The organism is Mycolicibacter nonchromogenicus (assembly GCF_002101775.1).
GTDB classification, from domain to species: Bacteria; Actinomycetota; Actinomycetes; order Mycobacteriales; family Mycobacteriaceae; genus Mycobacterium; species Mycobacterium nonchromogenicum.
This window is the reverse complement of sequence record NZ_LQPI01000072.1, coordinates 70,415-96,001: the sequence shown is the minus strand read 5'-3', so window position 1 is coordinate 96,001 and position 25,587 is coordinate 70,415. Positions and strand designations below refer to the sequence as shown.

25 protein-coding genes are annotated in these 25,587 nt (G+C 67.0%); 10 read left to right on the top strand and 15 right to left on the bottom strand.

Features of this window, described 5'->3' with window-relative positions; genetic code table 11:
* Together AWC18_RS18195 and AWC18_RS18190 are read left to right on the top strand one after the other, a co-directional pair.
* Positions 1-1,161, top strand: coding sequence for an acyl-CoA dehydrogenase family protein (locus AWC18_RS18195; protein WP_085139636.1), 1,161 nt, complete (start codon positions 1-3; stop codon positions 1,159-1,161).
* Between the two features lie 14 nt (positions 1,162-1,175).
* On the top strand, positions 1,176-2,285 hold the full coding sequence (locus AWC18_RS18190) for an acyl-CoA dehydrogenase family protein (protein WP_085139635.1): 1,110 nt from the start codon (positions 1,176-1,178) through the stop codon (positions 2,283-2,285).
* 2 nt (positions 2,286-2,287) lie between these two features.
* On the opposite strand, the gene AWC18_RS18185 is transcribed toward AWC18_RS18190, so the two are convergent.
* Positions 2,288-3,505, bottom strand: coding sequence for an enhanced intracellular survival protein Eis (locus AWC18_RS18185; RefSeq protein ID WP_109560135.1), 1,218 nt, complete (start codon positions 3,503-3,505; stop codon positions 2,288-2,290).
* 75 nt (positions 3,506-3,580) lie between these two features.
* On the opposite strand from AWC18_RS18185, the gene AWC18_RS18180 reads away from it, so the two are divergent.
* Positions 3,581-4,633, top strand: coding sequence for an NAD(P)H-dependent amine dehydrogenase family protein (locus AWC18_RS18180; RefSeq protein ID WP_207504808.1), 1,053 nt, complete (start codon positions 3,581-3,583; stop codon positions 4,631-4,633).
* A 9-nt stretch (positions 4,634-4,642) separates the two neighbouring features.
* Here the strand turns inward: AWC18_RS18180 and AWC18_RS18175 are convergent, their stop codons facing one another.
* Positions 4,643-5,230 carry a PepSY domain-containing protein gene (locus tag AWC18_RS18175; RefSeq protein WP_165607230.1) on the bottom strand — a complete coding sequence of 196 codons (588 nt, stop codon included), beginning with the start codon at positions 5,228-5,230 and terminating at the stop codon, positions 4,643-4,645.
* A gap of 224 nt (positions 5,231-5,454) precedes the next feature.
* Between AWC18_RS18175 and AWC18_RS18170 the strand changes: the two genes are divergently transcribed.
* Both AWC18_RS18170 and AWC18_RS18165 read left to right on the top strand, forming a co-directional pair.
* Entirely contained in the window at positions 5,455-5,898 is a 444-nt protein-coding gene (locus AWC18_RS18170) for an MmpS family transport accessory protein (RefSeq protein ID WP_085139634.1), read from the top strand.
* The gene (locus tag AWC18_RS18165; RefSeq protein WP_085139633.1) at positions 5,895-8,813 is read left to right on the top strand and encodes an MMPL/RND family transporter; all 2,919 of its coding nucleotides are present in this window, start codon (positions 5,895-5,897) and stop codon (positions 8,811-8,813) included. Before AWC18_RS18170 ends, AWC18_RS18165 begins: the two co-directional genes overlap by 4 nt.
* Before the next feature lie 18 nt (positions 8,814-8,831).
* Here AWC18_RS18165 and AWC18_RS18160 read toward each other — a convergent pair whose 3' ends face one another.
* From AWC18_RS18160 to nadD, 5 genes are read right to left on the bottom strand one after another with little or no spacing between them, the layout of a single operon-like run.
* Positions 8,832-9,674: a DegV family protein gene (locus AWC18_RS18160; RefSeq protein ID WP_064998376.1), complete on the bottom strand. Its 843-nt coding sequence runs from the start codon at positions 9,672-9,674 to the stop codon at positions 8,832-8,834.
* 7 nt (positions 9,675-9,681) lie between these two features.
* Positions 9,682-10,431 (bottom strand): diglucosylglycerate octanoyltransferase, encoded by a 750-nt coding sequence (octT, locus tag AWC18_RS18155; RefSeq protein ID WP_085139632.1) that lies wholly within the window; start codon positions 10,429-10,431, stop codon positions 9,682-9,684.
* Positions 10,421-11,101 (bottom strand): glucosyl-3-phosphoglycerate phosphatase, encoded by a 681-nt coding sequence (gene gpgP / locus AWC18_RS18150; RefSeq protein WP_064998374.1) that lies wholly within the window; start codon positions 11,099-11,101, stop codon positions 10,421-10,423. Before gpgP ends, octT begins: the two co-directional genes overlap by 11 nt.
* Positions 11,098-11,493, bottom strand: a complete 396-nt coding sequence (gene rsfS, locus AWC18_RS18145; RefSeq protein WP_085139631.1) for a ribosome silencing factor — start codon at positions 11,491-11,493, stop codon at positions 11,098-11,100. The genes gpgP and rsfS overlap by 4 nt, the downstream gene beginning before the upstream one ends.
* Entirely contained in the window at positions 11,490-12,089 is a 600-nt protein-coding gene (gene nadD, locus AWC18_RS18140; RefSeq protein WP_064998372.1) for a nicotinate-nucleotide adenylyltransferase, read from the bottom strand. Before nadD ends, rsfS begins: the two co-directional genes overlap by 4 nt.
* A gap of 192 nt (positions 12,090-12,281) precedes the next feature.
* Here nadD and AWC18_RS18135 point away from each other — a divergent pair, with 192 nt between their 5' ends.
* A complete protein-coding gene (locus tag AWC18_RS18135) occupies positions 12,282-13,334 on the top strand; it encodes a class I SAM-dependent methyltransferase (RefSeq protein ID WP_420093359.1) in 1,053 nt (350 codons plus the stop codon).
* 15 nt (positions 13,335-13,349) lie between these two features.
* Here AWC18_RS18135 and AWC18_RS18130 read toward each other — a convergent pair whose 3' ends face one another.
* The 5 genes from AWC18_RS18130 to AWC18_RS22360 form a co-directional block, all read right to left on the bottom strand.
* Positions 13,350-14,402 carry an NAD-dependent epimerase/dehydratase family protein gene (locus AWC18_RS18130; protein WP_085139630.1) on the bottom strand — a complete coding sequence of 351 codons (1,053 nt, stop codon included), beginning with the start codon at positions 14,400-14,402 and terminating at the stop codon, positions 13,350-13,352.
* 59 nt (positions 14,403-14,461) lie between these two features.
* Positions 14,462-15,904 carry a vWA domain-containing protein gene (locus AWC18_RS18125; protein WP_420093363.1) on the bottom strand — a complete coding sequence of 481 codons (1,443 nt, stop codon included), beginning with the start codon at positions 15,902-15,904 and terminating at the stop codon, positions 14,462-14,464.
* 7 nt (positions 15,905-15,911) lie between these two features.
* The gene (locus AWC18_RS18120; protein WP_064998369.1) at positions 15,912-16,820 is read right to left on the bottom strand and encodes an AAA family ATPase; all 909 of its coding nucleotides are present in this window, start codon (positions 16,818-16,820) and stop codon (positions 15,912-15,914) included.
* Between the two features lie 15 nt (positions 16,821-16,835).
* Positions 16,836-18,089 (bottom strand): glutamate-5-semialdehyde dehydrogenase, encoded by a 1,254-nt coding sequence (locus tag AWC18_RS18115; RefSeq protein WP_064998368.1) that lies wholly within the window; start codon positions 18,087-18,089, stop codon positions 16,836-16,838.
* Between the two features lie 102 nt (positions 18,090-18,191).
* The gene (locus tag AWC18_RS22360; RefSeq protein ID WP_420093358.1) at positions 18,192-18,524 is read right to left on the bottom strand and encodes a cyclic nucleotide-binding domain-containing protein; all 333 of its coding nucleotides are present in this window, start codon (positions 18,522-18,524) and stop codon (positions 18,192-18,194) included.
* An 87-nt stretch (positions 18,525-18,611) separates the two neighbouring features.
* Between AWC18_RS22360 and AWC18_RS18105 the strand changes: the two genes are divergently transcribed.
* Positions 18,612-19,463, top strand: coding sequence for a ribokinase (locus AWC18_RS18105; RefSeq protein WP_085139629.1), 852 nt, complete (start codon positions 18,612-18,614; stop codon positions 19,461-19,463).
* Here AWC18_RS18105 and AWC18_RS18100 read toward each other — a convergent pair.
* Entirely contained in the window at positions 19,447-19,842 is a 396-nt protein-coding gene (locus AWC18_RS18100) for a tautomerase family protein (RefSeq protein WP_085139628.1), read from the bottom strand. The two genes, AWC18_RS18105 and AWC18_RS18100, sit on opposite strands and share 17 nt — an antisense overlap.
* 46 nt (positions 19,843-19,888) lie before the next feature.
* Positions 19,889-21,943 (bottom strand): NAD(+) synthase, encoded by a 2,055-nt coding sequence (locus tag AWC18_RS18095; protein WP_085139627.1) that lies wholly within the window; start codon positions 21,941-21,943, stop codon positions 19,889-19,891.
* Positions 21,944-22,000: 57 nt separating this feature from the next.
* On the opposite strand from AWC18_RS18095, the gene AWC18_RS18090 reads away from it, so the two are divergent.
* The 3 genes from AWC18_RS18090 to AWC18_RS18080 are packed head-to-tail and all read left to right on the top strand — an operon-like array spanning position 22,001 to position 24,732.
* Positions 22,001-22,540: a cysteine hydrolase family protein gene (locus tag AWC18_RS18090; protein WP_085139626.1), complete on the top strand. Its 540-nt coding sequence runs from the start codon at positions 22,001-22,003 to the stop codon at positions 22,538-22,540.
* A 4-nt stretch (positions 22,541-22,544) separates the two neighbouring features.
* Positions 22,545-23,396 (top strand): NAD-dependent protein deacetylase, encoded by an 852-nt coding sequence (locus AWC18_RS18085; RefSeq protein WP_085139625.1) that lies wholly within the window; start codon positions 22,545-22,547, stop codon positions 23,394-23,396.
* Positions 23,397-23,445: 49 nt separating this feature from the next.
* Positions 23,446-24,732 (top strand): MFS transporter, encoded by a 1,287-nt coding sequence (locus AWC18_RS18080; protein WP_109470395.1) that lies wholly within the window; start codon positions 23,446-23,448, stop codon positions 24,730-24,732.
* Positions 24,733-24,756: 24 nt separating this feature from the next.
* On the opposite strand, the gene AWC18_RS18075 is transcribed toward AWC18_RS18080, so the two are convergent.
* Positions 24,757-25,515 carry a PE-PPE domain-containing protein gene (locus AWC18_RS18075; RefSeq protein ID WP_085139624.1) on the bottom strand — a complete coding sequence of 253 codons (759 nt, stop codon included), beginning with the start codon at positions 25,513-25,515 and terminating at the stop codon, positions 24,757-24,759.
* Positions 25,516-25,587: the final 72 nt, after the last annotated feature.

The window sequence follows — 25,587 nt, the reverse complement described above, 5'->3', positions numbered from 1 at the left end:
GTGAGACTGGCATTGACCGCGGAGGAGGCAGCATTCCGCGATGAAATGCGGACCTTCTTCACCACTGAGATCCCCGCCGAGATCCGCGAACGCAGTCGGCTGGGCCGCTCGATCCTTCCCGACGACACCATCGCCACGCAGCGGATCCTCAACGCCCATGGCCTGGCGGTGCCCAACTGGCCGGTGGAATGGGGCGGCAAGGACTGGACCCCGACCCAGCACCAGATCTGGCACGACGAGATGAACCTGGCCTCGGTGCCCGAACCGCTGACCTTCAACGCCAAGATGGTCGGCCCGGTGATCGCGGAGTTCGGCTCCCAGGCGCTCAAGGAACGCTTCCTGCCCGCCACGGCCAACCTGGACATCTGGTGGTGCCAGGGCTTCTCCGAGCCGGAAGCCGGCTCCGACCTGGCGAGCCTGCGCACCACGGCGGTGCGCGACGGCGACAGCTACATCGTCAACGGGCAGAAGACCTGGACCACGCTGGGCCAGTACGCGGACTGGATCTTCTGCCTGGTGCGCACCGACCCGCAGGCCCCCAAGAAGCAGGCCGGAATCTCCTTCCTGCTGTTCGAAGTGTCGACACCCGGTGTGACCATGCGGCCGATCAAGATGATCGACGGCGGCTACGAGGTCAACGAGGTGTTCTTCTCCGACGTGCGGGTGCCCGCTGACCAGCTGGTCGGCGAGGAAAACCACGGCTGGACCTACGCGAAGTTCCTGTTGGGCAACGAGCGGACGGGCATCGCCGGGGTGACCCACACCAAAGTGCGTGTCGCCGAGCTCAAGAAGCGCGCCAAGGAACTGGGCGCCCTCGACGACCCGTTGTTCGCCGCCCGGGTCGCCGAACTCGAGAACGATCTGCTCGCACTCGAGCTCACCCAGATGCGGGTCTCCAGCGACTCCGCCGACGGAAAGCCCAACCCGGCGTCGTCGGTTCTCAAGCTGCGCGGTAGCCAGCTGCAGCAGGCCGCCACCGAGTTGTTCGTGGCACTGGCCGGGCCCGATGCGCTGCCCTTCGAGGCGGGCGACGGCATCGTTTCGCCCGACTGGGCACAGGTTGCGGCGCCGCGGTACCTCAACTACCGCAAGACCTCGATCTACGGCGGCAGCAACGAGGTGCAGCGCACCATCATCGCGTCGACCATTCTCGGCCTTTAGGAGGCATGACAGCCATGGACTTCCAACTCAGCGACGAGCAGGTTCTGCTGCGCGACACCACCCGTTCGATGTTGTCGGGCTATGACACCGAAACCCGCAACAAGATCATCGAAGCCGACCCTGGGTTCAACACCGAGGTGTGGCAACAACTGGCGGACATCGGGATTCTCGGTCTGGGCTTCGACCCGGACGAGTCCGGCCCGCTGGAGATCATGGTGGTGCTCACCGAGATCGGCAGGCGACTGGCACCGGAGCCCGTCGTACACGGAGCCCTCGGGCCGGGGGCACTGATCGCCGAGCGCGGCGATGCGCAGCAGCGTGCGCTGCTCGACGCCGTCGCCGGGGGCGAGCAGATCCTGGCGTTCGCCCACACTGAGCCGGGCATGCGCGGCGCGGTGGCCAAAGTGGCCACCACGGCTGTGCAGCAAGGTGATTCGTGGCGCCTGAGCGGGCGTAAGAACCCCGTGCTGACCGGTGATCGCGCTGACACGCTGGTGGTCAGTGCCGCGTTGCCGGACGGCGGGACGGGGCTGTTTCTGGTCGAGGGCGACGCCGACGGCCTGACCCGTCAGCCCTACCGGACCTTCGACGGCCAGCGCGGCGCCCAGATCGACTTCGCCGAAACGGTGGCCACCGCGCTCGGTGAGCCGACCGACGCCACGGACGCCATCGAGCGCGCGCTCATCCGCATCTCCTCGGCGCTGTGCGCCGAGGCTCTCGGCGCGATGGAAGAGGCTTTGCGGCTGACAACCGACTACCTCAAGACGCGCAAGCAGTTCGGGGTCACGCTCAACACCTTCCAGACCCTGACCCAGCGTGCCGCCGACATGTACGTGTCGCTGGAACTGGCCCGCAGCATGAGCATGTACGCCGCGATGTCACTCGCCGACGGGAACATCGACCCGTTGATCGCGGCTCGCGCCAAGCTGCAGGTGGGCCGGTCCGGGCGCCACATCGCCCAGGAGGCCATCCAACTGCACGGCGGCATCGGGGTCACCTGGGAGTACCCGGTGAGCCACTACGCGGCCAGGCTCACCGCCATCGAACACACCCTGGGCTCGTCGCAGGATCAGTTGCACGTCCTGATCGACAACCTCGGCAGCTACGACCTGGCCAAGGTCTAGCCTCAGAAGCCGTAGCCGATCTGGGCGGCGACGTCGTGGGCGAACGCCGCATCCAGACGGCGCACCAGGGCGTCGTCGCGACACCGGAGCCTGCCGGCTCTGGCAAGCGACGACGCCCGATGCGTGCCGAAGTACAGGCTGCCCAGCACATCCAGGTCCAGCTCCACCTCGGGCTCCCCCTCGGTGGGGGCGCACTCAGCGCGACCGTCGCGAATGGTGAGAGCGAATCGCCCTCCGTCGCTGCGGAATCCGTCACGCACCGACACGACGACGGACAGCTCGGGCGCCTCGGCGGCGTAATGGCGAGCCGTCAGCACCGGCGGAATATCCATGATCCGCAACCACAGACCGTCGGAGCGCCCGGTGGTGGTGGCCAGCCGGGTATCGGTCAGCAGGTAGGGCATCGAATCGTCCGGATGGGTCTCGATGACGATCTTTCCGATCAGGTCCAGCCCGAGCAGCGCCCGCCACAACGCGGCGTGGGCGTCAGCGGTCACCGCCCGGAACTCCTCGATGCGCGCCGTCTTCGGCTCGCCGGGGTGCACCCGGTAGAGCACGTAGCCGTCGGGATGCAGCATCGCCTGCCACTCGGTGCCACCCTCACGAGTCTTCTCCCGGTCGGCGAGCAGGTCATCCCAGAGCACCAGCGGGCGCGCCAGGGCGCCCGGGACGCGCCGGCGCCACCGCTGGTAGATCGCGGCGAACTCGTCGCGGCTGTCGGCGGCTCTGACCAGTCGCACCCCGCCGGGGTCGGGCGCGTCGGAATGCAGTTGGGCGAACCGGCGATCGATGGTCAGTTCATGGTCCACTGTCGCCGGCCCGTAGCCGAACCTGCCGTAGATGCCGCCCTCGCTGGCGGTCAGCGCTGCGATCGGATATCCGGAATCGGCGATGCGCCGGTGCAATTCGGTGTACATCAACCGCAGCACTCCGCGCCGGCGGTGGGTGGGCGCGACCACCACGAAGCTGATCCCGGCTGTCGGCAGCACCGCACCGCCGGGCACTGTCATCTCTAGGTCGAAGTAGCCGGACATTCCGACGACGGCATCGCCGTCGCACACTACGATGGCGCTGTCGGGAGTGGTCAGGGTTCGCCAGGCGGCCATCGATTCGGCGTCCCAGTCCTCGCCGAATCCGGTGGCGCCCAGCACCGCCATCGCGGCCCAATCGTCGTCGGTGGCAGTCCGCAGAATCAGTGTTTGGGTTAGGGTGCCGGTCACGCAGATCGACGCTGCCACAGACCCTCTGCGACCGCACCCCAATTAAGGTGGAGACACCCATCACCGAGGAGCATGATGCCCGCTTCCCCCCGCCCGCTTCGCGTCATCCAATGGACCACCGGGAACATCGGGCAGCGCTCGCTGCACGCCATCATCGGCAGGCCCGACATGGAGCTCGTCGGGGTCTACGCCCATGGCAGGGACAAGGTCGGGGTGGATGCCGCCGAGTTGGCCGGGTGGCCGGAGCCGACCGGGATCACCGCCACCAATGACATCGACGCGCTGCTCGCGCTGAAGCCGGACGCGTGCTGCTACAACCCGCTGTGGCCCAGCATCGATGAGTTGGTCCGGCTGCTGGAGGCCGGGGTGAACGTGTGCTCGACCGCGGCTTGGATCACCGGCGGAAAGCAGAGCGCCGAGGACCGCAAGCGCATCGAGGACGCCTGCCGGGCCGGGAACTCGACCATGTTCGGCAGCGGAGCACACCCCGGCCTGACGAACATGATCGGCATGGTGCTGTCCGGGGCGTGCGAACGAGTGGACGAGATCCGGATCACCGAGTCGGTGGACTGCTCGACGTATGAGTCTGCGGCCACCATGGCGGCGATGGGCTTCGGCCAGGATCCCGAAACCCCCGGGCTGGCCGAGAGCGTCCGCCGGGAAAGCGAGGTCTTCGCCGAGTCCGCGGCCATGATGGCCGATGCGATCGGCGCACACCTCGACCGCATCACCTTCGACGTGCAGTTCACCGCCGCCACCGGCGACAGCGACCTGGGCTTCATGAAAATCCCGGCCGGCACGGTGGGCAGCGTGTTCGGCTATCACCGCGGCTGGGTGGGGACGCGCAACGTGGTCAGCGTCGGCTTCAACTGGATCATGGGCGACCAGGTCACCCCGCCCAAGCCGGTGGCACACGGCCACGTCATCCAGGTGTTCGGTGTGCCCAACATGCGCACCGTGATCAACTGCCTGCCGCCGAAGGACTGGAGCGAACCGAACTTGAACGGGCTGGGCTCGATCTACACCGCGATGCCGGTGACCAACGCGGTTCCCGCCGTGGTCGCCGCCCAGCCGGGCATCATCACGCTCGCCGACCTGCCGCCGGTCACCGGCCGCGCGGCGCCCTGACCGGCCGAATCAGACCTGCCGGTTGAGGGTGACCGCCCCCGTCGCGGCGTCGATCGTGACGTCACGTTCGGCCAGATTGTCATCCCACACATCGGCTTCCCAGACGACCGTGCCGTTCATATCGACCAGGCTGAGCTCGGTGATCGAACTGTTGGGCACTGCCCGCAGTACGCGTTCCGCGGCGCCGCGGTAGTCCAGATGGGTGCCCTTCACATTGGCGCGCCGCTTGGCCTTGTCGGCGTCGCTGTCCTCGGTGGTGGTGGGGCCGACCAGGACGGACACCCCGTCGGAGTCGACTTTGACCTGATGTTCGGTGCCGTCGGGTGTGACCACCCTGGCCTTCCAGGTACCGGAGTCACTGGTCTGACTCTCGATGAAGATCAGCACACTGTCGCGTACCTGCGCGGTCGCGAGGGCGCCGGCGCGGAGCAGGGTGAGCGGGTCAGGTGGCGCGTCGGGGCGAGTCCAGGTCGCCTCAGGAGCCGGCGACTCCTGCGAGGACGCGCCCGACGTGCCCTTGCCGCTGCACCCGGCCAGCGCCAGCGCTGCCACGACGACGACCGCACCAAATCGAAGGATTCTTCCCAGAGCGTGCATCAGCGGCCATGGTACTGAAGTCCGGCCGCCGCCGCTGAAGTCGCGTCGCCGCGGGCGGCGGCCCATAGGTCAGGGCCGCGCCACAGCAGCACCACTTGGGTGCTTAGCCAGGCGAAGGTTATGCTGCCGAAAGGCGCCACTCGCGGAAACATCGTTGCTTTCGCCCGGGAGGCCAGACCGGCCAGCGCCGACGTTCAACCGCACGGCAGGCGGAAGGCGGTCCGATGGGGAGAATCTCGGCCGCAGGTCTGCTCAAACGGTATTGGATTCCGCTGGTTTTCATCGTCGTCATCGCGATCTCGAGCGTGATCGTCAGCCGACTACACCGGGTGTTCGCCTCCGAAGACCTCAACCCGCACGCCGGGGCTGGCATCGAGATCGTCCAGTTCAACCCGAAATACGTGGCCTACGAGGCTTTCGGGCCGCCCGGTACCACCGCCGACATCAACTACTGGGACGCCGAGGCCAACGTCCACCAGCTCACCGGCGTGCCGCTGCCGTGGAGCTACACCGTGGTCACGGTCCTGCCCGCTGTCATGGCCAACATGATCGTGCAGGGCAACACCGGTGAGATCGGCTGCCGGATCAAGATCGACGACCGGCTGCTCGACGAGCGCCGCGCCACCGGCCTGAATGCCCAGACCTTCTGCCTGGTGAAATCCGGATGATCAAACGCATCGCAGGACAGCTGGAAAGCCAACGGGATCCGCACGTCAAGCGGCCATTCTTCGCGCACATGCTGCGGATATTCGCGGTGCCGATCATCATCGCCTGGATCGTGCTGACGGTGCTGGTGAATGTCCTTGTGCCCCAGCTGGAAGTCATCTCCGAAGAGCATTCGGCACCGCTGGCGCCCGTGGACGCGCCGTCCATGATCGCAAGCAAGCTGGTGGGCGAGAACTTTCAGGAATACAAGTCCAACAGCACCGTGATGATGGTGGTGGTCGGCGAAGAGGAACTCGGGGATGCCGCCCACCAGTACTACGACGAGATCGTTGCGAAGCTCGTCGCCGACAAACAACACGTTGAGCACGCCCAGGATTTCTGGCGTGACCGACTGACTGCGGCAGGGGTGCAGAGCGCCGACGCCAAGGCCGCCTACATCATGCTCAACCTGGTCGGCAACCAGGGTATGACCGAGGCCAATGATTCGGTGGTCGCGGTCCGTCAGGCCATCGACGACACCCCCGCTCCGCCCGGAGTCCAGGCCTACGTCGCCGGGCCGGCTGCACTGACTGCTGATCTGCGGCAGATCGGCGACGCCAGTCTGGTCAAGATCACCCTGTTCACCATCGCCGCGATCGCGATCATGCTCCTGATCGTCTTCAGGTCCGTATCGGCGATGCTGACGCAGCTGTTCCTGACCCTGCTCGAGCTGATCTGTGCCCGCGGTGTCGTCGCAGTCCTGGGCTTCAACAACGTCATGGGCCTGACCACCTTCGCGGTCAACATCATGGTGATGCTCGCGATCGCCGCAGGCACCGACTACGGCATCTTTCTCATCGGCCGCTACCGGGAAGCCCGACTGGCCGGCGAGGACCGGGTCGAGGCCTACTACACCACCGTGCGCAGCGTCACCCCGGTGGTGCTGGGCTCGGGCCTGACCATCGCCGGCGCGTCAGCGATGCTGTATTTCACCCGACTGCCCTACTTCCACACCATGGGTATCCCGGTCTCGGTGGGCATGCTTGTGGTGGTCGCCGCCGCGCTCACGCTGGGGCCGGCCACGTTGGTGGTGGCCACCAGCTTCGGCCTGCTGGACGCCAAGCCGGCCAGGCGGGGCGGGTTCTGGCGCCGGGCCGGTGTCTCAGTGGTGCGCTGGCCCGGACCTATCGCGGTGGCCAGCCTGGCCGTCATCATGATCGGCCTGGTCGCCCTACCGGGGTTCAGACCGGGTTACGACGACCGGAAGTACCTGCCGCAGGACACCCCGGTCAACGTGGCCTACGCGGCCGCGGAGAAGCATTTCTCGTCTGCCCGGATGGCGCCGGACATCACGATGGTCCAGTCCGACCACGACATGCGTAATCCCGCCGACATGCTGGTGCTGGACCGAGTCGCCAAGAACATCATGCGCGTGGTCGGGATCGGGATGATCCAGGACATCACCCGCCCGTTGGGAATTCCCCTGCAGCACAGCTCGATACCGTTTCAACTCAGCGTCTCCAACCAGCTGATCATCCAGAACGTGAAGACGCTCAAAGACCGGATCAAAGACATCGACACCATCTCCCAGCAACTCGACAAGGACATCGAGTTGCTGATCCAGATGTACGGCTACCTCCAGGAGGTCGACCGGACGTTCGACGACACGGCCGAGGTCACCCGAGACACCGTGGACGTCTCCGATCGGATCCGCGACCACATCGCCGAATTCGACGATCAGTTCCGTCCACTGCGCAGTTACTTCTACTGGGAGCCGCACTGCTTCGACATCCCGATGTGCAACGCACTGCGCAACACCTTCGACGCCACCGACGGCCTCGACCAACTCGCCGAGCAACTGCACCACCTGTCCGACGACATCACCAAGACGGCGCACCTGCTGCCGCAGGCGGTCGAACTGCTGCCGGCCGTGGTCGACACCATGCGAATCATGCGAGGCCTGGTGATGACGGTGCACTCAACGTTCTCGGCGTTCGTCGATCAGATGGAGGATCTGAGCAACACCCAGATCATGATGGGTCAAAGCTTCGACGACTCCAAGAACGACGACTTCTTCTACCTACCCGCAGAAGCGTTCGACAATAAGGACTTCCAAACCGGTCTTCGGCTGTTCATGTCGCCTGACGGCAAGTCGGCGCGGTTCTTCGTCACGCACCAGACCTATCCGGCCACCGCAGAGGGCATCAAACGGGTCGAGCCGGAGCGGATCGCTGCGCAGGAAGCCCTGAAGCAGTCGTCGTTGGCCGACGCCAAGGTCTATATCGGCGGCATGGCTGCGCTCTACGAAGACATGCAGAACGGCGCCGAATACGACCTGATGATCGCGATCGTGGCATCGCTGACCTTGATCTTCCTGATCATGATGATGATCACCCGAAGCCTGGTGGCCGCGGTGGTCATCCTGGGCACCGCATCCAGTTCTATCGCCGCGTCATTCGGCATCTCGGTGTTGATCTGGCAACACATCTTCGGCCAGCAGATCTATTGGGTGACGCTGGTGCTGGCCGTGATCGTCCTGCTGGCCGTCGGCTCGGACTACAACCTGTTGCTGGTCTCCCGTTTCGAGGAGGAGATACACGCCGGGCTCAAGACCGGCTATATCCGGGCGATGGCCGGCAGCGGCGGCGTGGTGACCTCGGCCGGCATGGTGTTCGCCGCCACCATGGGCATCATGTTCTTCAGTGATCTCAAGGCCATCGGTATGTATGGCACCACCGTGGCAATCGGGTTGCTGCTGGACACCTTTGTGGTCCGGGCGTTCTTCATGCCGTCGATCGCGACGTTGCTGGGCAAGTGGTTCTGGTGGCCGCAGGTGGTCCGCCCGTGGGGCCCCAACACCAACATTCGCGGGATCGCCGCGCACGCGCCCCGCGCAGACTCCACCGACACCGACAGGTTCGCAGCACCCGCGCAGTAGGCAATGCCGACGTCGCGCTCAGACGCCACCCGGGTCGACATCGACACACACCGCGACCGCGCCGGCCCCCACATGCAGTGCCAATGTCGGACACAGGCCGGTGATCACCGCCGGCTCACAGTCCGGCAACCGCTCCGCCAGAGCGTCGGCCACCTCGTGGGCGCCCTGCGGATTGGCGACGTGATGCACCGCCAGCGCTGCTGAGCGATCTCCGACCACATCACAGACCCGGTCGATCATCGACGCAACGGCCTTACTGACGGTGCGGATCCGTTGCGCCAGGACGAGCTTGCCGTCCTCGACCGCCAACAGCGGTTTCAGGGACAGTGCGGTACCCAGCCAGGCTGCTGCGCTGCCGATCCTTCCGCTGCGCCGCAGGTTGTCCAACCGCTGCACCACCATGAAGGCGTGACTGCGTTGCACGGCGGCGTCGGCCGCTGCCGCAACGCCGTGCAGGTCGGCGCCGCCTGCGGCCGCTCGGGCCGCCGCCAGGGCCGCGAAACCGGTTCCCATCGCCGCCGACTTCGAGTCGATCACCCGCACACCGGAGCCGATCTGACCGGCCACCTGTTCGGCGGTGCCGAAAGTCCCGGACAGCGCCGAGGAGATGTGCACCGCCACCACCCCCGAGCCCGCGCTGTAGGCGAGCGCATTCCGGTAGACCTCCGCCAGTTCCTCCGGGCCCGCCCCGGAGGTGGTGACGCGTTCGCGCGCATAGATGTCGTCGGGCACGTCGTCGACTCCGTCGCGCAGATCCGCTCCATCCAGCAGGATGTGCAGCGGCACCGTGCGAATCCCCCAGCGGTCACGCGTCTCGAGCGGCAGGCAGGCCGACGAGTCGGTGACCACGACGACGCTCATGCGGCGATCACCCCAGCGGGCCGGGGACTCCGGCCTCACTCAACGCTTTGAGCATCAGCTCGGCAACCGCCCGGTGCGCTTCGAAGTTCCAGTGGATGCCGTCGGGATTGGCGCGCCCGCTCATGACCTCGTCGGCCACTGCGGCCTTCAGATCCACCAGGGGCACATTGTGTTTCTGCGCCCAGGCCGTGATGGCGCGCACCGTGGGCTCTCGACCCTGGTGGGCACGGCCGTAGGTGTCAGCGATGTGCACCGACGGCAGCGACGCCACGATGGGAATGCCGGGGCGATTGAAATCGATCGCTCCCCTGGTCATCTCGAGGTATTCCACGGTGAGATGCGGCGGCAGGGCCGAGCGCGCCACCGGCGAGAGCCGGGGTTGCAGCCAGCCGTATCCGTCTCGGACCCAACGGCGCAACCAGGCCGGGCGCACGTAGCGGATCAATTCACGCAGGGCCGTCGGCCACACCGAGGGCAGCGAATCCATCCCACTGGTGGCGAAGACGACCGCCCCGGCTCGGGGCAGTGCCGCCCACGCCCGCGGGTCCTGGGTGGACGCCCACCAGACGTCTCGGCTGGTCCAGCCGATCCGGCCGATCAACTCGACATCCCAGTCCAGCTGGGCGGCAACGATGTTCGGCCAGATCCGCGGATCGTCGGCGGGCAGGCCGCCGGTGGGCCCGTAGTACGACAGCGAGTCGGCGAAGACCAGCAGCGTGGGACGGCCCTGCGCGGGCTTCCGTGCGTCAGAGGACATCGCCGGCCACCTGTGCTGAGGCGTTCCAGACGTCAAGACGCCACCGCACATCGGCGAAGTCGTCCTGCTCGGAATCCGGGCGCGAGTAGCCGCTGAGCTGGGTCCAGCTGGCGTTGGCCATCCCACCCAGTGCCGGCCAGTTCTCCACCGGCAGCCGCAGCAGGGCCGCGGTCAGAGCGGCGATCAGCCCGCCGTGGGCGACCAGCACGACTGGTTGATCGGCGTGATCGGCTGTGCCCCAGTCCGGCTCCCCGGCCACCAGTTCGCGCACGAGCGGAACGCTGCGCTCGGCCACGTCGATGCGACTCTCCCCGCCGTGGGGTGCCCACCGGGCGTCGTCACGCCACGCCAACCGAGCTCCCGGCGCGGCGGCGTCCACCTCTTCGTGGGTGAGCCCCTGCCAGTCCCCCAGGTGGGTTTCCCGCAGCCGGGTGTCCACCCTGACCTGCAACCCGTTGTGCTCGGCCAGCACCGTGGCCGTGTCGTAGGCCCGCCACAGATCCGAGGACACGATCAGCAGCGGGTGCCGTTTGCGCAGCACTTCCGCGGCCGCCTCCGCCTGCGCCCGGCCCAGGTCGCTCAGAACGGTGTCCAGCTGCCCCTGCATCCGGCTGCCCGCATTGAACTCGGTCTGGCCGTGTCGCAGCAGGATCAGCCTGCGGACCCTCACGACGCATCCTCGGGCGCCGACTCACCGGTCGAGTCCGCTAAGTCCACCGGCACCAGCGGGCAGTCCTTCCACAGCCGGTCCAGCGCGTAGAAGTCCCGCTCGTCCTGGTGCTGGATATGCACCACGATGTCGACGTAGTCCAGCAGCGTCCAGCGTCCTTCCCGGGTGCCCTCGCGGCGCGCCGGCTTGTAGCCGGCCAGGCGCATCTTGTCCTCCACCTCGTCGACGATCGCGTTGACCTGGCGCTCGTTGGAGGCCGAGGCGATGACGAAGCAGTCGGTGATGACCAACTGCGCGGAGACATCGATGACGACGACGTCGTCGGCCAGCTTGTTCGAGGCGGCGCGGGCCGCCACGGTGGCCATCCGCACGGCCTCGGGTGTCGCGGTCATTGTTGGTCTCCGGGGGTCGGTTGGTAGAGGCGGCGCTTGGACACGTACTGGACCACTCCGTCTGGTACCAGGTACCAGATCGGGCGGGATTCTGCCGCGCGGCGGCGGCACTCGGTGGACGAGATCGCCAGGGCCGGCACTTCGACCAGCGACAGGGCGCGCGGCGGCAGGGAGCCGAGCGCGTCAGCGAGATGGTCGCCGTTGAGCTCGTAGCCGGGCCGACTCACCCCCACGAACCGCGCCATCTCGAACATCTCTGGCCAATCCTGCCAGGACAGGATGGTGGCCAGCGCATCCGCACCGGTGATGAAGTAGAGCTCGGCGTCGGGGTTCTGTTCGCGCAGGTCGCGCAGGGTGTCTTTGGTGTAGGTGGGACCGCCGCGCTCGATGTCGGCGCGGCTCACCGAGAAACGCGGATTGGACGCGGTGGCGATCACCGTCATCAGGTACCGATCTTCTGCAGGGGTGACGCGGCGTTCCTTGAGCCACGGCTGGCCCGTCGGCACGAAGACCACCTCGTCGAGCTCGAACAGGTCGGCCACCTCGCTGGCGGCGACCAGGTGGCCATGATGGATGGGATCGAACGTCCCACCCATGACTCCCAGCCGCCGTTTTCGCACGATAGGCCAGCTTACTTGGGGTCCACCGCGACTTGAGCGCACTGGTGGCACGGCTCACTCGACGGCATAGTCGGCCAACACGCCGAGTAGCTTTTCCCTGCGGCGTACGCTCATCGCAGGACGCAACCCGCCGTTGTTGCCCGGAACCGAATGCCAATCGTGTAGAAGATGTCTGTGGAAGATTTTCCTGTGAGCTCTCTAGATCGCGCCCAGGCGGCCAAGGACGCCATGATCAGGCGTTTTTACACCCGCGCCCAGATTAACGGCGACATCAGGTTGCCGGCCGTGCCGAGCATGATCGACGAATACGTCAAGATGTGCTCGACCGTGTTCGCAGGCCTGGGCAAGCCGTTCAGCGACGCCGAACTCGAACACCTGCGAGAAGTGCTGGAAAGCCAGCTGGCTGAGGCCTACTCGCATTCGCTGCGCTCGCACATCGTGATCTCCTACAACGCCCCGATCGGCCCCACCCTGGACTACACCGTCCGCCCCCAGTGGAGCAGCGTCGCAGACGCCTACGCCGCCTGGCTGGACACCCGCAAACCCCCGCTGTTCGGCACCGAACCCGACGCTCGGGTGTGGAATCTGGCGCTCGAAGCCGCCGACCCTGCCTCACATCGGGTGCTCGAGATCGGTGGGGGCACCGGTCGTAACGCCTTGGCGCTGGCACGTCGCGGACATCCGGTCGACGTCGTCGAGATGACCCCGAAGTTCGCCGAGATGCTCGTGAATGACGCCGCGGCGGAGTCGTTGGACGTGCGCGTGATCGTGCGCGACGTATTCGAAGACGCCGACGACCTGCGCAATGACTACCAGATGATGGTGCTTTCTGAGGTGTTGACCGACTTCCGGTCCACCACGGAGCTGCGCAGGCTGTTCGAGCTCGCCGCTCGATGCCTGGCGCCCGGCGGACAGCTGGTGTTCAACAGTTTCCTGGCGCACGACGGCTACGAACCGGACAGCGCCGCCCGGGAGTTCTGCCAGCAGGTGTACTCGGGCCTGTACACGCGCCGCGAGATGGCGGAGGCGGCGTCGGGTCTGCCCCTGCAGCTGCTCTCCGACGAGTCTGTCCACGACTACGAGAAGGCGCACCTGCCTGAGGGTGCCTGGCCGCAGACCAGCTGGTACATCGAATGGGTCAGCGGGCAAGACGCGTTCCGCACCACGCGCGAGGAAAGCCCGATGGAGTTGCGCTGGTTGATCTACCGCCGGACGCCCTGAGTCGTCCGCGGGTGACTAGCGGCGCGCCACGCCGTCGTCGATCATCTGCTGGAAATGCTCAACGACGGAGTTGGCGACCGACCGGAACTCGATGGCGAGCTCGGTACGTGTGCGCGAGTTGTCCAGGCACAGCGGCCAGCCGACGTTGCGCTCGACGAACGGGCGCGTCAGTCCGGCCACCGGCGCCACCAGCTTGATCATGAACTTGGGCAGCTCGCGAGTCGGGAAGGACAGCCGGGCACCGAAGTGCCGCCGCAACATTCGGCTCAAGTCGAGCATGCTGACGACTTCGGAGTTCACCACGTAGCGGCCATGCGCAGCGGGTGTGTAACCGGCGGTGATGTGTGCCCGGGCCACGTCGCGCACATCGACGCAGCCCATCTGCAGCGCGGGCGCGCCCAACGCCATCGACATGTCGATGAAGTGCCGCATGGTGTCCATGCTTCCCGACGCGCTGGCGGTGGTCAGCGACGGTCCCAGCACCAGGGAGGGGTGAATGGTGACCAGGTCCCAGCGCTGTTGGGCCTGTTGGATCTGCCACGCCGCTCGCTCGGCGACCGTCTTGGAATAGGGATAGGGCTGGTGCTCGGGTGTGCTGGTGGTGTTCCAGTCCGCCTCGGTGAAGCACGTCTTGCCCGCCATGTCCGCGTTGTCGCCGTAGATGGCCGCCACGCTGCTGGTCAGCACCACCCGGGCCACCGAGGGAGTCTGGTCCACGGTGCCCAGTACGTTGCGGGTGCCTTCGAGCGCAGGCCGGATCAGCTGCCGGTCGGCGTCGCGGATGGTGCCGAGCAGAAACGGTGAGGCGGTGTGCATGACCAGTTGGCAGCCCTGCATCGCCTCAGTGAAGCTGCCCGGATCCAGCAGATCGGCCCGGTGCAGGCTCAGTTGCCCCGGGTGCCGTGCGGCAAGCGCGTGCAGGTGCTCCAGGCCCTGGGGCTTGTCGGGGTCGCGGACCGTGGCCCGCACCACGTGACCGTCCTCGAGGAGGTAGCGCACGATCCAGCTGGCGATGTAGCCGCTGCCGCCGGTCACCAATACGGGTGCGCCGGGATCGATGGTGGTCATGTACCACCCCTTTCTGAGCGTTGTCGCGGCGTGCTGGCGGCGCGCGAACGCGACGCGGGCTAGACCGGCAGCAGGGCGTCGATGACTCCGGCCAGTTGTTTGGCCGAGCGGCATTCGTGCATCGGGATCACGTCGGCGTACCGCGGGACCGCGGAATCGCCACTGCCCCACAGGTGCTGCGGCTCGGGGTTGAGCCAATGCGCGTGCCGGCTGGCGGTCACCAGGTGCGACAGCACTTCCACCCCCGGGTTGCGGTAATTGGTGCGACCGTCACCGAGCACCAACAGTGCGGTGCGCGGCGTCACCACGCTCGGGTAGTTCTCCGCGAACGAGACGAAGGCGTTGCCGTAGTCGGAGTGGCCGTCGCGGGTGTAGACCCCGGACTCGCGGGTGATCCGCTGGATCGCCACCGCCAGGTCGGCCTCCGGCCCGAACAGATGCGTCACCTCATCGGTGGTGTCGATGAACGCAAACACCCGGACTCTCGAAAACTGTTGCCGCAGCGCGTGAACCAGAAGCAACGTGAAATGACTGAACCCGGCGACCGAGCCGGACACATCGCACAACACCACCAGTTCGGGCCGGGCGGGACGCGGCTTGCGCAGCACCACATCGATCGGAACCCCGCCGGTGGACATGGACTTGCGCAACGTCTTGCGCAGGTCGATGGTGCCGGCCCGGGAACGTCGTCGGCGCGCGGCCAGCCGGGTCGCCAGGGTGCGGGCCAGCGGCGCCACCACCCGGCGCATCTGGCGCAGCTGTTCGCCGGACGCCCGCAGGAATTCGACGTTCTCGCTCAGCTGCGGAATGCCGTACATCTGGACGTGGTCGCGGCCCAGCTGTTCGGCGGTGCGCCGCTTGGTCTCGGCGTCGACGAGCTTGCGCAGCGCGGCAATCCGCTGCGCTGCCATCGCCTTGGCGATCTGCTCCTGGGTGGGACTGGGTTCGTCCCCGTAGGGTGCGAGCAGCCCGGCGAGCAGCTTGCCCTCCAACTCGTCGAGCGCCAGCGCTTTGAGCGCCTGGTAGGCCGAGTAGGACGGCCCCCGGCTGGAGCGGTATTGGCCGTAGGCTCCGACGATCGCGGCGATCATCGCCGACAACCGGGGATCGGTGTCGGCGAGATCGGGATTGGCGGTCAGCAGATCGACCAGCATCGCCCGCATGTCCTCGACGTCCTCCGGCAGGGGCACATCGTCGGCCGACTGCGCCTCATCGGAGGTCACCACCGTGCGCCCGCCCAGTGCGGCGGGGAACCACAGATCGAACATGGCGTCGTAGGTGTCGCGGTGGTCGGGCCGGCGCAGCACTGCGCAGGCCAGCCCTTCTCGCAGCACCTCCCGGTCGTCGAGCCCGATCGCGGTCAGCACCCGCCCGGCGTCGACGGTTTCGGAGGGTCCGACGGAAATTCCGTGCCCGCGCAGCGCTTCCACGAACCCCACTAGATGCCCCGGAATTCCGTGCGGGGCAAGGGGTTGCGGAGGGCGGGTGCGGCGGACCATCAGGCGACCATCAGTTCAGTCGCAGCTCTCCGGATGCCCGCACCTGATCGGATTGGTGCTTGAGCACCACCCCCAGGGTGGCGGCGACGGTGGCGTCGTCGATGGTGTCCATGCCCAGGGCCAGGATGGTGCGTCCCCAGTCGATGGTTTCGGCCACCGACGGCAGCTTCTTGAGCTGCATGCCACGCAGGACCGCGATGATGCGCACCAACTCGGCGGCCAGATGCTCAGGCAACTCGGGCACCCGCGACAGCAGAATCTGGCGTTCCAGGTCCGGATCGGGGAAGTCGATGTGCAAGAACAGGCAGCGGCGCTTGAGCGCTTCGGACAGTTCGCGGGTGGCGTTGGAGGTCAACACCGTGAACGGGGTGCGCGTGGCGGTGATGGTGCCCAGTTCCGGGACGGTGACGGCGAAATCGGAGAGCACCTCCAGCAGCAGACCCTCGATCTCGATGTCGGCCTTGTCGGTCTCGTCGATCAGCAGCACCGTCGGATCGGTACGCCGGATCGCGGTCAGCAGCGGACGCGACAGCAGGAACTCCTCGGAGAACACGTCCAACTTGGTGGCGTCCCAGTCCTCGCCCGGACCGGCTGTGTTACCGGACTGAATACGCAGGATCTGCTTGGCGTGATTCCACTCGTAGAGCGCCCGGGCCTCGTCGACGCCCTCGTAGCACTGCAGTCGCACCAGTCCGGAACCGGTGGCCGCGGCCACCGCGCGGGCCAGTTCGGTCTTGCCGACCCCGGCCGGCCCCTCCACCAGCAGCGGTTTGCCCAGTCGGTCGGCCAGAAACACCGCGGTGGTGGTGGCGGTGTCGGCCAGGTATCCGGTCTCGGCCAGCCTGCGGGCTACGTCGTCGATATCGGAGAACAGCGGCGCTTGGCGGGCCGGGGTGGCCGGGATGGCGGGATTTTCCATGCGGGATACGGCTCCTTAGGCGGGACGGGTGTGGCCGTCACCCCACACGATCCATTTGGTGGACGTCAGCTCCGGCAGGCCCATCGGGCCCCGGGCGTGCAGTTTCTGGGTGGAGATGCCGATCTCGGCGCCGAAGCCGAACTGCTCCCCATCGGTGAAGGCGGTGGAGGCGTTGACCATGACCGCGGCGGCGTCGACCTGCTCGCTGAATCGCTGGGCGGCCGCCATGTTGGTGGTGACGATGGCCTCGGTGTGGCCGGTGCCGTATTCGTTGATGTGGTCGATCGCGTCCTCGAGCCCATCGACCACCGAGAGTGCGATGTCCATCCCCAGGTATTCGCGACGCAGGTGGTCCTCGTCAGCGGGCCCGTCGGCGTCGCCGTGCACCGCGACTCCCGCGGCGGTCAGCGCGTCCACCAGCCGCGGCACCGCGGATCCTGCGATGGCACGGTCGACCAGCAGCGTCTCGGCAGCATTGCAGACGCTGGGCCGACGGGTCTTGGAGTTCAACAGCACCTGTTCGGCGATGTCGAGATCTGCGGCCTCATGGACGTAGACGTGGCAGTTGCCGACGCCGGTCTCGATGGTGGGCACCAACGCATCGCGCACCACGGCTTCGATCAGCCCGGCCCCGCCGCGCGGGATCACCACGTCGACCAGTCCGCGGGCCTGGATCAGATGGGTGACGGTGGCGCGGTCGGCTGAGGACAGCAGCTGCACCGCGTCGGCGGGCAGGTCCTCGGACTCGAGGGCGCCGCGCAGCACGTCGACCAGGGCCTGGTTGGAATGGGCCGCCGACGAACTGCCGCGCAGCAGCGCGGCGTTGCCGGACTTCAGCGCCAGCCCGAATGCGTCAACAGTGACGTTGGGCCGGCCCTCGTAGACCATGCCCACCACGCCCAGCGGGACGCGCTGCTGACGCAGCAGCAGTCCGTTGGGCAGGGTGTAGCCGCGCAGCACCTCACCGACCGGATCCGGCAGACCGGCGACCTGACGCAGTCCTGCCGCGATCCCGTCCACCCGGGACTTGTTCAGCGCCAGCCGGTCGAGGATGGCCTCGGGCGTGCCGGCGTCGCGGGCGGCGGTGACGTCACGGTCGTTGGCGGCGAGGATGTCGTCGGCATGGGCCAGCAGCGCATCAGCTGCGGTGTTCAGCGCACTGTTCTTGGCCGCGGTGGACAACGCCGTGAGGGAACGCGAGGCGACCCTGGCGCGGCGGGCCGCGTCGTGGACCTCTTGGCGCAGGTCGGGAAGCACGGGGACGCTCATCGTGCCAGGGTATCGATGAACGCACGATCAGGTAAAACGGCCCCACTGTGTTCCCGCGCGGCGGCCCGCTGCGACCGGCGATTGCCGCTCCGGCGACCGGCGCTAGGAAGTCACCGGGTGCGGCCGCTGATCGATGATGCGGCCCAGTTCCTGCAGCAACAGCGGCTTGGTCATCACCAGGTCCTCGATGTGCTCGCGGTCGATGACGACCGCGGTCACCTCCTCCAGTGCGTACGCGTCGAACTGGCTTGCTTGGCGGGTCAGGGTCGTGATGCCCAGCAGCGCACCTTGGCCCAGCGTGGCGCCGTGCTGAGCTGGGTCCGCTCCGCTGATCCGGACGCGTTCGAGGTGGGCAGAAACGCCGCGAGGTCCGCCTTCTCGCCGGTAGAGGCGGTCGTCGCTCGCCGTGGTCACTGTCGGCGGTGCCGGGTCCACGCGGCGGCTCCTTCCCCGGTTGTCGGACGGATTCGCACACTAGGGGATCCACGACACTGCCCGGTCGCAAATGCGAAGCTGAAGCACATGGCGACGCGGGTGTGCGTGGTGGGCAGCGCGAACGTCGACACTGTTTTCGCCGTCGCCGCGCTTCCGGTCCCGGGCGAGACCGTGATGGCCACGGCACGAAGCACCCATCCCGGCGGGAAGGGCGCCAACCAGGCGGTGGCCGCGGCACGGGCGGGAGCACAGGTGCAGTTCGTGGGCGCTGTCGGTGACGACGACGGCGCGACCCTGCTGCGACGGCACCTGCAGGACAACGGTGTCGGCACCGACGGCCTGGTGACGCTACCCGGACCCAGCGGATCGGCGCTGATCACGGTGGACCCGTCCGGGGAGAACACCATCGTGGTCGACCCCGGCGCCAACGGCGCCCTCACACTCGATTCCGGGCAACGCGACCTGATCGCCGACTGCGACGTACTGCTGATGCAGTTGGAGATTCCGGTCTCGGTGGCCACCCTGGCGGCCGAGCTGGCCCACGCGAACGGAACGACGGTGATCCTCAACGTGTCGCCGCCCGCTGCCGACCTGGCGGGGCTGATCGGCCTGACAGACGTCGCGGTGGTCAACGAGTCCGAGTCCGCGCGGCTGCACCACGAGGTGCCGCACCGCGTGGTCACCCTCGGCCCACGCGGTGCCCGCTACCTCGGGACAGCCGGAACGTATGCGGTGCCGGCGCCGGTGGTGCGGGCCGTCGACAGCACGGGCGCGGGCGATGTGTTCGCCGGTGTGCTGGCGGCCGAATGGGCCGGCGGCGTCGAACATGCACTGCAACGCGCCTGTGTGGCAGGGGCATTGGCCACGCTGGTGCGCGGCGCTGGGGACTGCGCCCCGAGCGCCGAGGCGATCAGTGATGCGTTCAGACCCGGACGTTGAAACCCAGATCGACGTCTGATGCGGCCTGCCCGCCCCGGATACCCCAGTTTTCCCGATCCACTTCGTGCAGGGTGACCATCACATGGTCACGGGGAATACCCAGCGCAGCAAGGTTTTCGACGATCCCGGCATAAAGCCGCCGCTTGGCCTCGAGCGACCGGCCCGAGAAGCAGTCAATGGAGACCAGGGTGAGGTACTCGGGCTGGGTGAGCTGCGCCGGAACCGCAAACCGGTGCGGCTCGTGCACCACCAGCCGCACGTTCTTATCGGCGGCCGGGATCTGGAAGGCCGTCACGAGCGCGCCGTGGACGGCGTCGATGATCGCAACCTCTTCGGACGGCTCGTAGCGGCGGCGGACCTCGATCAAGACGGTGGGCACGGCTCACACCCTGCCAGACGATCAGTCCCAGCTGGTGCGCACCTCCCTACTCCTGCGGAATCTCCCGTTCGATCTCGTCGAGCCAGACCCGCGCCGACATGTCCGAGGGAGCTCGCCATTCTCCACGCGGGGACAACGAGCCGCCGTGGGACACCTTCGGACCGTTGGGCAACGCCGAGCGCTTGAATTGGCTGAACGAATAGAACCGCTGGGCAAAGACTTTCAGCCAGTGCCGAATATCGGCCAGCGAATAGGCCTGCCGTTTGTCGGCCGGATATCCGGGTGGCCAGGATCCCGAGTTGACGTCATGCCAGGCATGCCAGGCCAAGAAGGCGGTCTTGGCGGGGGTGAATCCGTAGCGCAGCGCCTGGAACAGCGCGAAGTCCTGCAGCGAGTACGGGCCCACCTTGTCCTCGCTGCGCTGCAGCTCTTCGCCGTCGGTGGCCGGCACCAGTTCCGGGCTGATCTCGGTGTTGAGCACTGAGGCCAGCACCGCGCACACGTCGGTGTCGAACTCCCCGGAGTTGATCACCCACCGGATCAGGTGCTGGATGAGCGTTTTGGGCACGCCACCGTTGACGTTGTAGTGCGACATCTGATCGCCCACCCCGTAGGTGGACCAGCCCAGCGCCAGCTCGGACAGGTCGCCGGTGCCCAACACGATGCCACCGTTCTGGTTGGCGATCCGGAACAGATAGTCGGTGCGCAGACCTGCTTGGACGTTCTCGAAGGTGACGTCGTAGACCGCTTCACCGCGGGCGAACGGGTGCCCGAGCTCGGACAGCATCAGTTTCGCGGTCTCGCGGATGTCGATTTCGGCGAATGTCACCCCCAGCGCTTTGCTGAGCGCAGCTGCATTGGCCTTGGTGCGCTCGCCGGTGGCAAAGCCGGGCATGGTGAACGCGAGAATATCGCTGCGCGGCCGCTTTTCCCGGTCCATCGCCCGAGCGGCGACGATCAGCGCATGGGTCGAATCCAGCCCGCCGGAGACCCCGATGACGACCTTGGGACGGTTCAGCGCGCGCAGCCGCTGCTCCAGACCGGAAACCTGGATGTTGTAGGCCTCGTAGCAGTCCTGTTGCAGTCGCTGCGGATTCGACGGCACGAACGGGAATCGTTCGACCACCCGCCGCAGTCCGATGTCTCCGGCCGGCGGATCCAGAACGAACTCCACCCGCCGGAACGCCTGGACCGCATCCCGGTGGTGGCGACGGTTGTCGTCGAATGTGCCCATTCGCAGCCGCTCCGAGCGCAGCAGACCGAGGTCGACATCGGCGACCGATCGACGCGGGCCGTTGGGAAAGCGTTCGCTTTCGTCGAGCAGCCTGCCGTTCTCCCAGATCATGGTCTGGCCGTCCCAGGCGAGGTCGGTGGTCGACTCCCCCTCCCCCGCGGCGGCATAGACATAGGCGGCCAGGCAGCGCGCCGAGGCCGAGCGGGCCAACAGGCAGCGGTCGTCGGCCCGGCCGACGGTGATCGGACTGCCGGACAGGTTGGCCAGCACCGTCGCGCCGGCCAGCGCGGCCTGGGCGCTGGGGGGCACCGGCACGAACATGTCCTCGCACACCTCGGCGTGCAGCACGAATCCGGGGAGATCGGTCGCCTCGAACAGCAGATCCGGTCCGAACGGGATCTCTACGCCGCCCAGCCGGATGAGTCCGCGTTCGCCGGCGCCGGAGGCCAGTTGGCGGCCTTCGTAGAACTCCCGATAGGTGGGCAGGTAGGACTTCGGTGCGACCCCGAGGATGCGCCCGCGGTGGATGACGACCGCGGTGTTGTAGACGCGATGGGCATAGCGCAGTGGCGCACCCACCACGAGAACCGGCAGAAGCCCGGCCGACGCCGCGACCACGTCGAGCAGGGCCGCCTCCACGGCACTGAGCAGGCTGTCCTGCTGCACGATGTCCTCGATGGAGTATCCCGAGAGGGTCAGTTCGGGAAAGACGGCCAGCGCGACTCCGTCGTCGTGGCATTCGCGCGCCACCCGGAGCACCGACTCGGCGTTGGCGGCCGGGTCGGCGAGCGTGGTGCGGTGCGTGCAGGCGGCCACCCGCACGAACCCATGCCGGTAGGCGTTGTAGAAGTCCCCAGAGTGCTTCATTGCGCCCATTGTCGCGCGGACGGTGTCAACGCGCAGCTTTCGGGTATCACCAGGGTCATGACCGATACCGCGGTAGTCGTCGTGGACATGCTCAATGCCTACCGGCACGACGACGCAGAACTATTGGCAGACAACGTCGCGCAGATCGTCGAACCACTGGCCGACCTGCTGGAACGCAGCCGGGCCGCCGATGACGTCGACCTGATCTACGTCAACGACAACTACGGCGACTTCACCGCTGGATTCGCCCAGATCACCGCGGCAGCGCTGGACGGTGCCAGACCCGAGCTGGTTCGGCCGATCGTCCCGGTGGCCGGTGACCAACTGATGACCAAGGTGCGTCACAGCGCGTTTTACGCCTCCCCGCTGGAGTACCTGCTCGGCCGGCTCGGCACCCGGCGGGTGATTCTGACCGGCCAGGTCACCGAGCAGTGCATCCTCTACACCGCCCTGGACGCCTATGTGCGTCACCTTCCGGTGGTGATACCGGTCGACGCCGTCGCCCACATCGACGCCGAACTGGGTGCCGCCGCACTGGAGATGATGTGCCGCAACATGGCTGCCGAGCAGTCCACCGCCGCGGAGTGCCTACGCTAGCCGGATGGGCAGCACCGAGCCGACGGTCTGCGACCTGCTGACACTGCTGGCGGAGCGGCGGGTCGTGGTACTCACCGGTGCCGGCATCTCCACCGATTCAGGCATTCCGGACTATCGCGGCCCGGACTCCCCGCCGAGCAACCCGATGACCATCGCCCAGTTCGCCGGCGACCCGGTGTTTCGTCAGCGGTACTGGGCTCGCAACCACATCGGCTGGCGTCACATGGCCGACACCGCACCCAACACCGGACACCTGGCGGTGGCCGCGCTGGAGGAAGCCGGCGTGGTGAGCGGGGTGATCACTCAAAACGTGGATCTGCTGCACACCAAAGCAGGCAGCCGGCGCGTGGTGGATCTGCACGGCAGCTACGCGAAAGTGATCTGCCTCACCTGCGGGCAGTCAATGAGCAGAGCGTCGCTGGACGAGCAGTTGACGCAGCTCAACCCGGATTTCAGCGAGCGAGCGGGCACGCTCGGCGGCATCGCCGTGGCGCCCGATGCGGATGCCGTCGTCACCGACACCGCGTCATTCCGCTTTGTCGACTGCCGGCACTGCGGCGGGATACTCAAGCCCGACATCGTCTACTTCGGTGAAAGCGTCCCCAAAGAGCGTGTTGCCCAGGCCTATTCGATGGTCGACGATGCAGAGGCACTGCTGGTGGCGGGATCGTCGCTGACGGTGTTCTCCGGCTACCGGTTTGTTCGCCACGCCGCCGCACGCGGGATCCCGATCGCGATCGTCAACCGCGGTCCCACCCGCGGAGACGAGTTGGCCGACGTCACATTCGACGGCGGTTGTTCGCCGACGCTGGCGTTACTGGCCTCGGAGCTGGCCTGCAAAACTCCGTCGCGGTAATCCGTCGTTAGAGACACACAATCGCACCGAAATCCGGCACGATGCTCGGGTGACAAAGCAGCGGCTCACCCCCGACCAGCGCAACTCCTTCCTGGCCGCCGTCTTGGGCTGGTCGATGGATGCCTTCGACTACTTCATCGTGGTGTTCGTCTACGCCGACATCGCCAAAACCTTCGGCCACACCAAGACCGAGGTGGCGTTTCTGACCACCGCCACCCTGGCGATGCGCCCGCTCGGGGCGCTGATCTTCGGCCTGTGGGCCGACCGGGTCGGCCGGCGAATCCCACTGATGGTGAACGTGATCTTCTACTCCACGGTCGGGTTCCTGTGTGCGTTCGCCCCCAGCTTCACCGTGCTGGTGATCCTGCGTCTGCTCTACGGGATCGGGATGGGCGGCGAATGGGGATTGGGCGCGGCGCTGGCCATGGAGAAGATTCCGCCCGAGCGCCGCGGTTTCTTCTCCGGGCTGCTGCAGGAGGGCTACCTGTTCGGTTACCTGGCCGCCACCGTGGCCTCGCTGCTGGTGAACGACGTGATGGGGCTGTCCTGGCGCTGGCTGTTCGGGCTGTCCATCCTGCCGGCCATGGTCAGCCTGCTGATCCGCTACCGGGTGACGGAGTCCGAGGTATGGCAGGCCACCCAGGACCGGATGCGGCTGACCCGCACCAGGATTCGAGACGTCTTCACCGACGCCAAGGTGATTCGCCGGTTCTGCTATCTGGTGTTGCTGATGACGGCGTTCAACTGGATGAGCCACGGCACCCACGACATCTATCCGACATTTCTGACCTCGCCCGAGGGGGCGGGTCTGTCCCACGTCACAGCCAAGTGGATCGCGGTGATCTACAACATCGGCGGGATCATCGGCGGGCTGTTCTTCGGCTCGCTGTCACAGCGGTTGGGCCGGCGCTACGCGATCATCTGGGCCGCGGTGATGGGTTTGCCGATCGTGCCGCTGTTTGCGTTGTCGCAGACCGCGGGCATGCTGTGCCTCGGCTCATTTCTGATCCAGATCTGCGTGCAGGGTGCTTGGGGTGTGATTCCGGCCCACCTGACCGAGATGTCGCCGGACGCGATCCGCGGCTTCTATCCGGGCGTGACCTATCAGCTGGGCAATCTCTTCGCGGCGTTCAATCTGCCGATCCAGGAGCACCTGGCGGCGGCCCACGGCTACTCCTACGCCCTGGTCGTCACGCTGGTTCCGACACTGCTCGCCGTCATCGTGTTGACCGCTATCGGCAAGGAGGCCACCGGCCGACACTTCGGAGTGCCCGAGCCGGGATCCGCGGAGTCAGAAAGTCATGGCACAGATCCCGTGAATGAAGCTGCCCGCTAGATACTCCGGGATGCGGGCGGCCACCTACCGGTGCATGCCGGTCCAGGCCGAGCGATCGTAGGAGCCCTCGATCCTGCGACGCTGTCGTGCCAACCGGTCGGGCGACAGCGCGGACAGGCGGGCGGCCGGCGGCACTCGAGTCGGCGACATGACATAGGTGATGTTGCCGCGGCTGACGCGGAGATTCTCGGCGCTGTCGAGGTCGAGCCGAAAGTAGTTGTTGTGCACCAGCACCAGGCCCAGCAGCGCGTTTCTGCGGGCCAGCGGGTCGACCTGCGCGGCGGACAGGTTGGGGAAATCGGCCATCCCGTCGTATTGGCGGCACACGTCTGTCACCGTGAACCGAGTGCTCGCCGGCACGCCGACGCCACCGTAGTCAGGCAGCTTCATGAACGTGACCAGCTTCGGGTCCGCCCGATAGATACCGTGAAATGGCTGCTCGGGGTTGGCCAGCAGCAGAAACGACACACGCTCGGCCGGGATGCGGGAGGTCGGCCCCTTCTCGCGTAGCCACTTGCAGGCGACCTGCGCCCCCATGCTCACCCCGTAGACCAGGACGTCGTCGGCGTCGGGTGTGGCGTTGAAGTGGGCGGTCAACATGTCATCGAGAGTCTGGGCGCCGCGTTGCACCGCGGCCACCGCCGGGACATAGCGCAGGCCGTCGACGTAGGTGTTGGGGTAGTTGACGCGTCTGATGGTCTTGCCCTTGGTGACCGCACCGCGGCACATGAACCGCAGGAATCCGCTCCAGCCCGCCCCGTCGATGGTGAACACCGTGGTCATCTCTGCACCCCCATCCCTGGCGTCGACATCCGAACGTGCGTAGTTGTACGCGCCCAACCGGCGTGTCGCGGG